Annotated in this window: 8 protein-coding genes and 1 CRISPR repeat array; all 8 genes read right to left on the bottom strand. The window is 68.2% G+C overall.

The genetic code is table 11. The features are described 5' to 3' along the window. Positions 1-95 precede the first annotated feature (95 nt). Positions 96-3,606: direct repeats of the CRISPR family, unit length 28 nt; unit sequence GGCTCACCCCCGCATGGGCGGGGACCAC. Between the two features lie 18 nt (positions 3,607-3,624). The 8 genes from cas2e to cas3 are packed head-to-tail and all read right to left on the bottom strand — an operon-like array spanning position 3,625 to position 12,428. Continuing rightward, positions 3,625-3,939, bottom strand: coding sequence for a type I-E CRISPR-associated endoribonuclease Cas2e (gene cas2e, locus OXG55_01960; GenBank protein MCY4102020.1), 315 nt, complete (start codon positions 3,937-3,939; stop codon positions 3,625-3,627). Between the two features lie 14 nt (positions 3,940-3,953). Beyond that, complete coding sequence (gene cas1e / locus OXG55_01965) at positions 3,954-4,919, bottom strand: type I-E CRISPR-associated endonuclease Cas1e (GenBank protein ID MCY4102021.1); 966 nt, start codon at positions 4,917-4,919, stop codon at positions 3,954-3,956. 13 nt (positions 4,920-4,932) lie between these two features. Further along, positions 4,933-5,562 carry a type I-E CRISPR-associated protein Cas6/Cse3/CasE gene (gene cas6e / locus OXG55_01970; protein MCY4102022.1) on the bottom strand — a complete coding sequence of 210 codons (630 nt, stop codon included), beginning with the start codon at positions 5,560-5,562 and terminating at the stop codon, positions 4,933-4,935. Beyond that, positions 5,559-6,371, bottom strand: coding sequence for a type I-E CRISPR-associated protein Cas5/CasD (gene cas5e, locus OXG55_01975; protein ID MCY4102023.1), 813 nt, complete (start codon positions 6,369-6,371; stop codon positions 5,559-5,561). The genes cas6e and cas5e overlap by 4 nt, the downstream gene beginning before the upstream one ends. Then, positions 6,368-7,510, bottom strand: a complete 1,143-nt coding sequence (gene cas7e / locus OXG55_01980) for a type I-E CRISPR-associated protein Cas7/Cse4/CasC (GenBank protein MCY4102024.1) — start codon at positions 7,508-7,510, stop codon at positions 6,368-6,370. The genes cas5e and cas7e overlap by 4 nt, the downstream gene beginning before the upstream one ends. Then, complete coding sequence (locus OXG55_01985; GenBank protein MCY4102025.1) at positions 7,507-8,097, bottom strand: type I-E CRISPR-associated protein Cse2/CasB; 591 nt, start codon at positions 8,095-8,097, stop codon at positions 7,507-7,509. Before OXG55_01985 ends, cas7e begins: the two co-directional genes overlap by 4 nt. Before the next feature lie 6 nt (positions 8,098-8,103). After that, a complete protein-coding gene (locus OXG55_01990; GenBank protein MCY4102026.1) occupies positions 8,104-9,660 on the bottom strand; it encodes a type I-E CRISPR-associated protein Cse1/CasA in 1,557 nt (518 codons plus the stop codon). Next, positions 9,657-12,428, bottom strand: a complete 2,772-nt coding sequence (cas3, locus tag OXG55_01995; protein MCY4102027.1) for a CRISPR-associated helicase Cas3' — start codon at positions 12,426-12,428, stop codon at positions 9,657-9,659. The genes OXG55_01990 and cas3 overlap by 4 nt, the downstream gene beginning before the upstream one ends. Between the last annotated feature and the right edge of the window lie 692 nt (positions 12,429-13,120).

Raw genomic sequence — 13,120 nt, forward strand, 5'->3', positions numbered from 1 at the left:
CCCTGCATGCCCCCAGGATCCCACACCCCGCACCGAAACGCGAGCCTTTCAGGCCGAATAAATCAGCAGTCTCCTAGGCGCGGTAGGAAAGGAAGGGGCTCACCCCCGCATGGGCGGGGACCACGCGAACGCTCCCGCGAGCGTGAGGCCGTCGATGGGCTCACCCCCGCATGGGCGGGGACCACTCGCCGTAGCTCTTGGTGAAGATCTTGCCGGCGGGCTCACCCCCGCATGGGCGGGGACCACCCCCAGGGCGGGCGCGACGGCAAGACCGTGATGGGCTCACCCCCGCATGGGCGGGGACCACGCCCTGCAGGACCCCGGCGCGGGCTTCGCGTGGGGCTCACCCCCGCATGGGCGGGGACCACTCAAGGGGTTAGGGGGTTAGGGGGTTCAAGGGGGGCTCACCCCCGCATGGGCGGGGACCACCGGGGCCTTCCGGCCTTGGTTCGGCGCTTTTCCGGCTCACCCCCGCATGGGCGGGGACCACCTCCGGGTCGTCGTGCACGGCACGCGCACGCCGGGCTCACCCCCGCATGGGCGGGGACCACACGGTGACGGCCGAGTCGGCTATCAGCGTGTTGGGCTCACCCCCGCATGGGCGGGGACCACCTCGGCGAGGTCTGGGAGGGCGACCTGAGCGAGGGCTCACCCCCGCATGGGCGGGGACCACGTCACCCAGGCCGGCCGCGTCGCCCGGCTCGCGGGCTCACCCCCGCATGGGCGGGGACCACCGCGCCTGCTCGGCGGCCGTGAGGGGCCCGTCGGGCTCACCCCCGCATGGGCGGGGACCACGCCTACCTCGCCGGCCACTACAGCGACAGCCAGGGCTCACCCCCGCATGGGCGGGGACCACCCGTTGCCGTTTCCGGCGGCTTCCGCCTTGGGGGGCTCACCCCCGCATGGGCGGGGACCACCCAGGATGGACATCCTGGCCGAGCGCCTGACGGGCTCACCCCCGCATGGGCGGGGACCACTTCCAAAGGCGTTCAACGTTCTTCCTTTCCTTGGGCTCACCCCCGCATGGGCGGGGACCACGTCAAGGAGGCGTTGCGCGACGCCAGCGTGCGGGGCTCACCCCCGCATGGGCGGGGACCACACGGCCCGCGACGGCACCGGCGAGCTGCTCACGGGCTCACCCCCGCATGGGCGGGGACCACGTAACCTCGCGCCGGCTGCGGCCGGGAGCGTCGGGCTCACCCCCGCATGGGCGGGGACCACTCGCCGCCGGCGGCGACGACGGGCCAGAACCGGGGCTCACCCCCGCATGGGCGGGGACCACAGGAAAACGCTTCCCTAACCGCTTACTATTGGGGGGCTCACCCCCGCATGGGCGGGGACCACGTGACGATCCCCCACGCCGGCGACCCCCTCTCGGGCTCACCCCCGCATGGGCGGGGACCACCACTTCGTCTCCAGAGGTCCCTGGTCAGTTCTGGGCTCACCCCCGCATGGGCGGGGACCACGGTTCCTACCCAACAAGGCCGAAGCAACCGGGGGGCTCACCCCCGCATGGGCGGGGACCACAGCGCCGCCACCGTGGCGTCGGCCGACGCGAGGGGCTCACCCCCGCATGGGCGGGGACCACTGACGGTGACCGTGCCGTCGCCGGCGACGTTGAGGCTCACCCCCGCATGGGCGGGGACCACCTAGGGCCGCCTAGGGCCGCCTAGGGCGGTTCCGGCTCACCCCCGCATGGGCGGGGACCACTAGGTCGCGAGGCTGTTGAGGTAGGCGACCACGGGCTCACCCCCGCATGGGCGGGGACCACGGCGGCTGGGTCGACCCCAGCTTCACGGGCGAGGGCTCACCCCCGCATGGGCGGGGACCACGTGAAGATGGCCCTGCGAGACGCGAGCGTGCGGGGCTCACCCCCGCATGGGCGGGGACCACCCGACGGCGGCGGGGTCGCCGGGGTGGCGGTCGTGGCTCACCCCCGCATGGGCGGGGACCACCGGCCCCCGGCCTCATCGGGAGCGCCGGGCCGTTGGCTCACCCCCGCATGGGCGGGGACCACTCCTGCTGATGTGCGCACCGTTGGTCCTCGGAGGGCTCACCCCCGCATGGGCGGGGACCACCCGCTGGTCGTCCGTGGCAAGTACGCAGCTATGGGCTCACCCCCGCATGGGCGGGGACCACCGTGCCCAGCGCGCCGATCACGGCCCAGTCCGCGGGCTCACCCCCGCATGGGCGGGGACCACCGGGCCCCCCAGCCCGACTCCAGGGAGTCCAGGGGCTCACCCCCGCATGGGCGGGGACCACCTCCCCGCGCCGACAGCGAAGGGGAGCTGGCCGGGCTCACCCCCGCATGGGCGGGGACCACAGGCGGCGCGTGACAGCGATGCGCAGCGTGTCGGGCTCACCCCCGCATGGGCGGGGACCACACGACTTGCTCCGCTGTGCGCTCGCGCGCGTCGGGCTCACCCCCGCATGGGCGGGGACCACCTGCCTATGGCGCCGGGCGCCCGCGTCTCAGCGGGCTCACCCCCGCATGGGCGGGGACCACACCACGTCGGGCGACTCGCGGCCCGGATAGTCGGGCTCACCCCCGCATGGGCGGGGACCACAATGTCGATGGCGTCCGTCCGGTGCGTGTAGCGGGCTCACCCCCGCATGGGCGGGGACCACCCGAACGCGAGGTGGGGGGGCAGCAGCGCCTCGGGCTCACCCCCGCATGGGCGGGGACCACAGCGAGCCGGAGCGGGACGTGTTCAACCAGTTGGGCTCACCCCCGCATGGGCGGGGACCACTGTCTGATGTGATCCGGATTCCGGGGATGTCAAGGCTCACCCCCGCATGGGCGGGGACCACAGCGGGGGGCTGTAGGTGCCGGCGCCGTCGCTGGGCTCACCCCCGCATGGGCGGGGACCACGTACACGGCGGTGCCGCTGTCGTGCCGTCGGTAGGCTCACCCCCGCATGGGCGGGGACCACGTACGTTATGTCCGTCGTGTGCGTCATTGTTGGGGCTCACCCCCGCATGGGCGGGGACCACCAGTACGAGCCGGCGAGCGTGAGGCCGTCGATGGGCTCACCCCCGCATGGGCGGGGACCACGTCTGGACGACCTCCACGGGCGGCGCGAGGACGGGCTCACCCCCGCATGGGCGGGGACCACACGCGGTCTTTGCAGAGCCGGACCGCGACCTCGGGCTCACCCCCGCATGGGCGGGGACCACAGGCGCCGAAACCCCGGCACGTTGAGGGGGTCGGGCTCACCCCCGCATGGGCGGGGACCACGTTCTTCGGCGGTTCTTCGGCGGTTCCTAGCCGGGCTCACCCCCGCATGGGCGGGGACCACGCCATGCTGAGCAGTTTCAGCGTCAGCCTGCTGGGCTCACCCCCGCATGGGCGGGGACCACCCGTAAGCGTGCGCCCGCACGACGAGCCGGTTGGGCTCACCCCCGCATGGGCGGGGACCACCAGGTCGGGCTCTCGGCGCAGCGTCCGTTGCCGGGCTCACCCCCGCATGGGCGGGGACCACCAACGCTTTCTTCGGTTGGGCTTGCCGTTGCCGTGGCTCACCCCCGCATGGGCGGGGACCACCAACGCTTTCCTTGGTTGAACTTGCCGTTTGCCGGGCTCACCCCCGCATGGGCGGGGACCACTCTCCTTGACCTGCTGGTTTAGGAGAGTGTCGACAGAATGCCCGGAATTGATGGATTGTCAAGATGCTCTGCGGGCAGCGCAACGAGTTGGAGTCCATCCAGGTCGATGATGTGCCTGCGATCGTCACCGCATGTGCGGATGGCGAATCCTTGCTCGGTGTCCTCTGGGCAGATAAGCAGCGCCCAGCCGCCGTGCGTCTCGTTCTCCACGATGCCCCACAGTTCGTCGCGCACGCGGGCTGACATGGTGCCGACGAAGACTCCTGCTGCTGGTTCGATCATCCATCGCGTTAGGGCGTGGCGGATATTCGGCGGTACTGCCGATAGGATCATCGTGGCATGGCCGCTCATGACTTGGAGGCGTAGTTCACGCCAGCGGCAAGTGCCCCCATCTCGGGTGACCAGAGATGGACGACGCCGTCGTCATCGGCTGGGGGGCGTTCATCGGGATTGTGACCCACGGGGTCGAGAACGTGCTGTATGTCTGACACGATGCGGCGGGTCAGGCGGAGCATCCTCCAGTTCTTTCGCATCGCGCCCCGTGCTGCGCTAGCTGGTTGGGGGCGCTTGGCAGCCGCGAAGGCCACAGGGACCGCGATCTCCAGTTTGTACAGGTCGGCGATGTCGAACACGAAGGATCGCTGTCCGCCCATGTGGATGAATCCCAGTGCCGGGGAGGCGCCGAGTGCTGCGATTACTGAGTGGACAGCGCTGTAGAGGACCTGGTTGGCGGTGGTGAGGGCTTGGTTCACAGGATCGGAGTCATCGAAGTTCTGAGGGTTGTAGGCGCGCCGGAACGGGATGCCGTACCGCTGCGACATCGTTCTGTAGGCATTCTTGACGCGGTGTCCCTCCATGCCTCGCAGTTGGTCGATTGTCTTGCCCTCGGCGAGAGCCTTGTCTGCGAACCTAAGGGTGTAGAGGCGTCGGGCCACCTCGGCGCGGGAGTCCTGGTCGGCCCATTGGGAAGCTTGGAGGTGGAGCCATCGGGTTGTGAGATTCTTGTGCGTGAGCGCTCCATGGAAATGCGCTCCCGACTCGCCCGAGAGGACGATCACAGCGCCGTCGGCGAGGACCTGCGACGCGGCGGGCTGGGTTATCGAGGTGCCAGGGCCCAGTAGCAGGGCGGCCGCGGAGGCGGTGGGCAGATAGACCCTCTCGACCCCGCGCTGCTCAGTCCTGAATATGGCGTGAACTCCATTGTCGTCGCGCTCGACTCTGGCTCGGTCGATGTAGACGAATGAGAGTTGGTCGCTGACGCGCGGCAACATCACCAAGGTGGGGCGGTTGAGGCGCTGAGGGAGCTTCGGCATCTCTACCGTCGTCTCATCGCCGGAGCCGTGCGACCGTCAGCAGTCCGCATCCCCACGCCTTGGCGCGTCCGACCCCTTCGGCAGCGGCAATCTTCAAGAGTTCGGGATCCGCTATCTCGGCCGTGCCGTCCACCCGCACGGAGTAGAGAGGGAACCCAGTGCCCCGACGTCTCAGATATCTGTCATGCAGGCCGGTGAGGACGGGAGCCTCGTGAAGTCGGAGGCCCGCTTTCGGTGCCAGATTTGCCCACCATGCAGGTCGTTCACTGGAGGGGACCACTGTGCGCTTCTCGGTGTCGGAGCGGCGGCTGATCCTGACGGGGTTCAGCACCACCCTGTAGGCGAGCACCTGGCCTGCCTCGAGGGAGGCGAGGTGGTCGTCGATTGGTTTGGTCTGGCAAGAGGCGTAACCGCTCGGGAGTTTGTGGAAGTCGGGCGCTTGGGATGATTGCACCAGCAGAGTCGGTGAATCTGCGGGTTCGATCCTCCACAGAACCCCGAAGTGCCGGCGCGGCGAACCCGACCCGTCCGGCGCTGGGGGGAACATGCTCATGAGCGACCTGTGCATGTCTTGGGGGTCGGCCATGTCCCTGCGGCAGCGGCGGTTGCCCGGGTTGAGCCGCATCAACGAGAGGTGCGTCATGGCACTGCCCCCAACGAGTCGTAGATGGCCTTGATGCCCTCTCGCCCGCGCCCAGCGCAGGCACTGGCCGGGAATCGCAGGGTCTTGGTCACGATGTGCCTGTCGAGGTGGTAGAGCCGCCTCGGGTCGAAGGTCTCGGGGGCGTCCTTGCGGGTCGACGCCTGCAGCGGGTCCGATCCCGCAGGAGCGGACATTTCCACCAGGGCAGTGACTGAAGGCTCTCCGTTGTCGTCGGCTGCCTCGTAGAAGTCGGCATCGGACAACGCTCGTGCAGCCGCGCCGGGCGGGCTGCGGAGGAGCTTGGCAGTGGAGAGGATCTCCTCGGGTGTCTGACTGCCTGCTGCGGTGGTGACGGCGACACGCTCGGCGGGCGGGCAACTGCGGCGTCCTAGGTACAGCGGGCGCGCCGGGTTCGCCAGCGCATTGAGGATGTCGGTTGCCGACAACCCCTCTGGCGGCGGTGTGTACACGGCCAAGAACGCCGCGTCCGACAAGTAGAAGCGGTCGGTGACCACAGGATTTCTGAGTTGCCTGCCGGTGTCGGAGGCCAGTGCGTAACGGCCGGGGGTGCCGATGGTATGGAAGTCGCTCAGCAGCCTGCCGGGCCTGTCGGCGCGCACCGCCAGTTCAGCCCCCGGGGCGATGTCGGCGATGGGGTCGGTGCGGCGACGCCCGAGCGCATTGGCGATGATACCGACGACACCCGACAGCGACGGCATGGTCTCTGTCGGACGCTCATAGACGCCCGGGGCGGGGCCGCCCCACGATTGAAGCGGAGCCGTCAGCAGCATCACCACCCGATCAGTCATGAGTATGAGCCGTCGAGAGCCGTCTCAACGGCCGATATCAGGTCGTCGAGAGATGTGCAGGTCTCGCCCAGGCTGCTGAGGGGATCGTCAGGCGCGACCGACGCCACCGCGGCGCACCACGCGCCCGCCTGCCCTGCATCCCCATAGAACGCTGTTTCTGCGGCGGCGTGGGATGCGAGCCGGGCGATGCTCTCAGCCATGTGACCGCCGCCGCGCGGCCGGACCGGACTCTCAAACGCCGCGGCGAATGAGGCGGGCCTGTCGCTGCGCAACACTGCGGCCACCAGAGCTGGCCTGGTGTGGGCGTTCGCTGCGTTCTGCTTGCCGGTCGGCTCCGAGAGCGTGAACGCTCTGAGGAAACTCGAGGCCGCCTCAGCCACAGTCGTCTCGGATCCGTCAAGAGACTCTCGCAAGGTTCCCAGCCCGATTGTGGCGTGACGGTAGAAGACGCCGCTCGTGAACTCGTTGACGTTGATGTGGCCCGCGCCCGTCTCCTCGTCGTCGCCCTGAACCACATCATCGACCGCGGTGAAGTAGTCCTGTTCCACCGCGGAGGCATGGGTAGTGAAGGCATGAGCGACCTGAAGTGCGCCGTCCACGTTTGCACCTGCCGAGGACTCGGCAAGCATCCTGCCGCACAACGCGATGACGGCGTTCTTGGCCCGCAGCGGCTCGAGCAGGTCATCTTTGGTGCTCTTGGTCGGCTTGAAGTGCTCGTCCAGCATCGCCTCCCGGTGCTTGGCGACCTTGTGGGCGAGGCGGCGCGCAGCTTCGGCGGTGGTGAAGGTGAGTTGGTCGCCTTGGAGTTCACCCGCAGACGTCTCAGCGATCTTGATGCCCGCCAACTTGAACAGCTGGTCCACGGCCTCGCAGGCGTCCTCGTCGGCGAATCCATGGGATTCCGTCAGTTCCTCGCGCAACGACTGCGGCAGCCGGCGGGTGCGCAGCGCCTCGCCGAGGTCGGCGTTCTCCTCAAGCCACAAGCGAGCCGCCCGCTTCGTGCACTGCGACGAGATCCGGGCCCTGGCCGTTCCGCCGTAGATCATCTGCTTCGGGGTGCCGAGATTGTCCCGGTTGAGGTTGCTGTACGGCACCGCGTGCAGGATGTGGACATCGAGGAAGTTGGGGGTTGCATTCATGGTTGATTCCTTTCGGCGAGATCGTCGTTGGCCTCGTCGGCGCGCTTCGGCGAGGATGCGTCGTAGTAGGCGCTGTACCACCTGGATCTGACCCGGTGAGCCCAGTCGCCGCCCCGCACAAGGCCTCTCAGATCGGAGATCATCTGGGTCCAGTCGATTCGCTCGCCCTTGCACTTCGGCAGGCATCGCGTGATGTGGCCGAGCCGTGCAGAAGTTGATGAACCTTCTCGGGTGACGCCTTCGAGAGTGCGCCGCGCCACATCGGGCGTGATCCCGTTGGCAGCGTCGCCCAGTTCCGCGGCGATAGTGTGGTACGGCTCGGGCCGCCCCGGATGGGTCACGGCGATCCACGCCGCGACGCGGGCCAGAATGAGGGCCTCGTCGGAATCGGCGGGCAGCCAGGCACCCAGCAGCCACCATGCATCGTCGTTGATGGTGCCATCGACGCGTAGCGACCGCCGTAACCGCGCCCGGTCCCCGGCATCGGCGGAACGGGACCGTACGAAGTCCACGAACTGCTCGTTGCGCGACCTTGACGCGCCTCGTGCCGAAGGCTCAGCCAGGTCGGTTCGTTCTGTGGATTTCATGGGCGTCTACTCCCCGGGTGATTCGGTGGCGGCGGATGATCGCCGCTGCCAAGCGGCAACCCATCTGCGACTCTCAACGGCGATCATGTGAGCGCGGGGATTATGCAACAGACCTGCGGTCGCTGTGTCATATCCTGCGAGCGCGTGGTTCCGCAGTCTGTCGGTCATGGTGCGCGTGTCGAGGCGATCAAGTGCAGAATCCCAGAAGTCGCTTTCGGATCGCCTCCAGAACTCGGCGCGCGCCGATCGGCATAGGAGGTCTTGGATTTCATATACTTGCCGTCCCCTATGAGGGATCAGGCAGACACGGCCATAGGGATCCTCCGAGGGATGGGGGCTCTTGTACACCTTGGCAATTTGGCTGACCATCCTCTCCTCGGCCTCTGAAGCGAGTGTCAGGAAGCCATGGGCACGGAGGGCTGCAGCGGGGGCGAACAGGCTGAGCAGGTTCGGTGATGTCGATGTCGTCCAGGCGAGTTCCTTGGACTTGTCGCCGTTGTGGCTGATGGCCATCCAGGAGTACGTCTGCGGCTCGTACAGCGATGTGGCGTGCTCCCCGCGGGCCCAATCCAGGACTCGGGCGGACAGGTGTCTCCTGCCTTGATCGTCTTGGGCCAGTAGTGATTCGGCCTCCCGCCAGAACGCTCGGCCAGCACGGGGTTTGAGAGATTCCCGTTGCGCATCGACCAGAAGGTACGGGTCCCTCCAGCGCAGACTCTGGTCAACACCTGGGCCCTCGGAGATCGTGAACCCTGTCACATTCGCATCGGCCCCCTGCTCCACACCCGCCCGTAGCAGCATCGTCTTGTCCTGGCGACCGGCGACCTGCTCAAGAAGTCCTGGGATGCCAGTGGGGGGCGCTACGGGATTCGTTGGCGGCGGCTCCTCCCAGAACGGCCTGCCGAAGCCGGTTCCGTCTGGTGGACGAGGGACGAGATGGCCCACCAGTGTCACTGCAAGATCCGCTCCGACTGGATGCAACGAGATCGTGCGCCGTAGCGGTCCGGCAACGAATTTGCCCTTGCCGCGGAGGTCAGGATGCTTCGTGTGAAGCCCGCCAGACGCATAGGAGCGCTGCATCAGCAACTGCCTCGCCGCGGCGGCAGCGGGTATGGCAGTGCATTCGCCGTGAGGCCCAAGGGCCGGATTATTGCCGGACGCCCAGGCGTTAACCGCCTTGGCAGCTGGATGCGAGCCAGCTGTGTGCAAGGTTGGATCCTGGGCGAAGGGTGTCAGGCCTGCGGGCGGGTTGAGCAGCCAGAACCTGTCGTGGTGCTGTGCGAGGTATTGGCGCACGCGGCCGGGATCCAGGCGACCCTCGTCGAGCAGTCGCCGCTGACGCTCCGCGAACTGGGCGCGGTTCAGGGTCTCGTCGTCGAGTGCCGTGACCCGGTATGTGATGACTGCCATCAGCCGCAGCAGGACCGCGGCGAAGCTGGGTTCGCCGTCCGGCCAGCCGGGCAGTTCATGAGCCTCGGTCAACGCATCGGACAGAGACACCTCGCGCCCGCCGATGGGGATCCAGGCGTCATTCACCAAGTTGAATCCACGAGAGTCACTCATGAGCCGACCGTCTCCACCGTCAGGCCCGTCTCATCGCAGAGCCGCAGGGCATACCCTCCCGCCTCGACCTGTTCGCACGATGTGTCGAGGACGACTGCGCCGGCGAGGGGAGTGCGGCCCCAACCGCCACTGAGGCGGGGCATTGCGCTGACCCACGAGTCGTCGGGATACGAGACAGGGATGGCCGCGTCGAAGGCCGCCGCGACCAGTCCTCGGGCTGGGGCGATGCTCGGGTTGCGGCTCAACGACTCGCCGCCGGCGAGCGTCCACGACTCGCCGTTCGGCTCGGCGGGCACGACAAGGACCTGAGCCGCTCTGTGACGCGTTCCGGGATGGGTGTCGTCGCTGTCGAGGGTGCCGGTGAGTCCCACGAGGGGGCTGTCATGGGTCGCTGTCGGTATGGCCCACTTGATCCCCTCGGCCTTGTCGTAGTCCACTCGCACGAGTTGGGCGAGGGTCGCCTCCTCTGCTTCGGCCGCGACGGACTCGTCGAAGTCGAAGCCCGAGGCGTCCTCGGGGTCGGCGCGCGTGACGAGATCCGGCACATGCTCCGGCACTCGGACCTCCAGAGTTCTTGCGCTCTCCCCGCTAGTGAGGCAGGCCCGCGTGGCCATCAGTTCCGCCTTCGGGTAGACGGGCGAACCGAAGCGGGGCGCGCCGCACTGGCCCGTCGGCCACACGACATGTGCACCAACGGCCTCTCCGGCGGGCGGCGGGCGAAAGCGGCGGACCCGACCGGCGCGCTGTAGCAGCGCGGCGACCGGTGCGGGCTCTGTGATCAGCGTGTCGAAGTCAACGTCGAACGATTGCTCCACGACCTGCGTGGCAACGAGGATCAGCCGCCGGGGCCGGCCCCTGTTGGCCGGACCAACGAGTTCGAGCAGCCTCTTGGAGCGATCACGCCTCACGCCGTGCGGCATGCGGGAGTGGAGGATCTCGACGCTCTCGCCCGGGACGAGCGTCTCATCCAAGCGCCGCAGCGCCCAGTATGTGGCACAGGCGGCCCGCACGGTCGAACAGACCACGAGCACGCACTCGCCGGGGAGCGAAGCCGCGACGGCCCGCTCGGCCCTGCGGTCCGGTGCCGCCGCCTCGGGAACATCCTCGGTCTCGACGCGCAACCTCCAATTGCTCCGAGGCGAGACGTCAGCCTTCGACCATCCGTCAGCAGCAGTCCATGCGACCCAGCCCGGGTAGCCGACACCGCCGGGAGGCTCCGCGTCGCCTGCAAGCACCGGATCTCCGCTCGCATGTCCGGCTCCCGCGTTGGTGCCGCGCCGACCCCCTTCCTGGTAAGCCGAGGCGAGTTCGGCCACACGGTTCGGCGGCAGTGTCGCCGACAGGATTACCACCGGTGCACCGAGCGCAGCGAGCCACTCAACCGCGCGCCCTAGCAACTTCCTCATGTACGGATCGAGGGCGTGAGCCTCATCGACGATCAACGTTCCGCAGGCTGTCGCGAGGAGCCTCACCGGCGAGTGCTTCGCCTTCAGCGCTCCCAGCAGCACCTGATCGACTGTGCCCACCCCGAACGGCGCGAGCAGCGCCTTGCGGGTGCCTGACATCCAATTGGCCGCCGAACGCACCGCGTCTCGATCGTCGGAGATCGGCACGGAGCCCGAGTCATACAGGATGGACTGCGAGTGGACCCTTCGGAGGCTGTGGCCTTCATGCGAGAGGCGATCGAGGTAGCTCTGCAGCCGCTCGTGGAGGCCTTCAACCGTTGCCACAGTCGGCATGGCGAAGAAGAACCCGTGCCTGCCCGACGCCTCAGCGAACCGCTCAGCTGCGATGAGTCCTGCCTCCGTCTTCCCGTCGCCCGTCGGCGCGCAAATGAACGCAATCCCGGGTGCCGAAGGACAGAACTTGTCCACGAGGCTCGCCTGTAGATCGGTCCATGCTGCCCGATCCGAATCGAACATGGCGGCGGCGTTCGGGACTCTGCGCACAGCCGGGGCCGTCAACCCGTTCTTGGCCAAGTGCAGGCTGGCCAGCTCCGAAGCGCGCTCGTAGTGGGCGAGCGGATCCCATGAGACCGGGTGGTCGCCAAGATGCGCCTGTTGACGCTCGATGAGTTCCGAAGAGGAAGCGATCCAGTCAGCTAGAACGACGACTGCGAGCGTCACCGATGCCGCAGGGGTAGGAAGCCTGATGTCGGGAAGCTCGCCCACGACCTCGTCAAGGATCTCCCACAAGCGGCTGCGCTGCCTCAGCAGCTCATCAGGCGGGTCGTCGTCAACCAACCCAGCGCCGCCCACAAGGCGAAGCCATTTCTCCTGGAGTGGACGGATCGTGCCGTGGTGCCCTCCGACGATCTGAGCGGCGCGATGGCGGTCTCTATGATGGTCCAGCCGGTCCCAGGCCAAACATGCCCCTACCTGATCGTGCGCCCCCACGCCTGACCGATCCTGTCGTCCGCGCGCCCAATCCGGGCATGCGGTAGCGTCGCCGTCCTGGAACCCGCACGAGGCCTTGCCGATGTCGTGCCAACCCGCCAGCACCGTCACCGTCTGCGCCCATTCAGCGGGCGTCGATTCCATCCACCGAGCGGCTCGTTTCGCAAGCGAATCCGGAACGAAGCCCGTGGCAACGACCTGCGCTGCTGCGGCCGCGTCCAACAGATGAGCTATCAGAGGATACGGCGTGTCAAGTCCGCGCGACTTCCCCCAAAGCGCAAACGGCGCCGAAGCTGACTCCAATGAACCAACCCCGCCACCACGGTTGAGCACCGATGGGGTCGAGGGCTCGCAGGAACTCGGAGAGCCCATCAGCGCCCGAATCCTCGTAGGGGTTTTCGCACGGCGGTCAGGTTAGGTCAGGGGTACGACACAGGTGGCTCCATCAGTGTGGTCGCTCGCGTCGACAGCGGCGTGAGGTCCTCCCTCCAACGAGGAGGTCCTCCTCTTCGTTGTTGGGCGGTCGGCATTTCCCTCCGGTTGACCGGTCAGGCGGCGTTCGGCTACGGGACGGGTCCGTGCCTACCGCTGCGCGTCCGACGTCGACCGCACCGCGGCGCCCGACTCCAGCGCCATGAACAACGCGGAGTCCGGGACTATCCGTCGCAGCTGCCGGCGGCGGGGCCGCGGCCACTTCTTCCAGCCGGTGGCCACCGCGATCCCGCGGCAGCGGCCCAGCCCGACCGTAGGCGTCCCCGCGGTCGTCCGCCATCCAAGCGCACACCGCCGCGGCGGGACGCTGTCCGGCGGCCGCGCCAGGACCAGACCAAGTGGCCGAGCGAGTAGGCAAGCGACGCTGGCCCATACGGGCCTGGCCATGGCCCCAGCGGGCCGTGAACGCAACGAACAACAGTGGCAAACACCCTGCTGCAACAGCCCCTCATTGAAGCTTCAGGATGAGTTGGACCTGCGCGAACTCGGGCTCACATTCGGCGGAGTGCGCACGCCGCCCCTCATTGCAGCTGGATCGTGTCGCGCGCCGGCGGGTCGCTGGCACCGGCGAT

It is taken from the genome of bacterium (assembly GCA_026708055.1).
Lineage (GTDB): Bacteria > Actinomycetota > Acidimicrobiia > Acidimicrobiales > CATQHL01 > VXNF01.

Excerpts from the sequence above, each read along its gene's own strand:
- cas2e (MCY4102020.1), bottom strand. The coding sequence starts at position 3,939 with ATGATCCTATCGGCAGTACCGCCGAATATCCGCCACGCCCTAACGCGA.
- cas1e (MCY4102021.1), bottom strand. The coding sequence starts at position 4,919 with ATGCCGAAGCTCCCTCAGCGCCTCAACCGCCCCACCTTGGTGATGTTG.
- cas6e (MCY4102022.1), bottom strand. The coding sequence starts at position 5,562 with ATGACGCACCTCTCGTTGATGCGGCTCAACCCGGGCAACCGCCGCTGC.
- cas5e (MCY4102023.1), bottom strand. The coding sequence starts at position 6,371 with ATGACTGATCGGGTGGTGATGCTGCTGACGGCTCCGCTTCAATCGTGG.
- cas7e (MCY4102024.1), bottom strand. The coding sequence starts at position 7,510 with ATGAATGCAACCCCCAACTTCCTCGATGTCCACATCCTGCACGCGGTG.
- OXG55_01985 (MCY4102025.1), bottom strand. The coding sequence starts at position 8,097 with ATGAAATCCACAGAACGAACCGACCTGGCTGAGCCTTCGGCACGAGGC.
- OXG55_01990 (MCY4102026.1), bottom strand. The coding sequence starts at position 9,660 with ATGAGTGACTCTCGTGGATTCAACTTGGTGAATGACGCCTGGATCCCC.
- cas3 (MCY4102027.1), bottom strand. The coding sequence starts at position 12,428 with ATGGGCTCTCCGAGTTCCTGCGAGCCCTCGACCCCATCGGTGCTCAAC.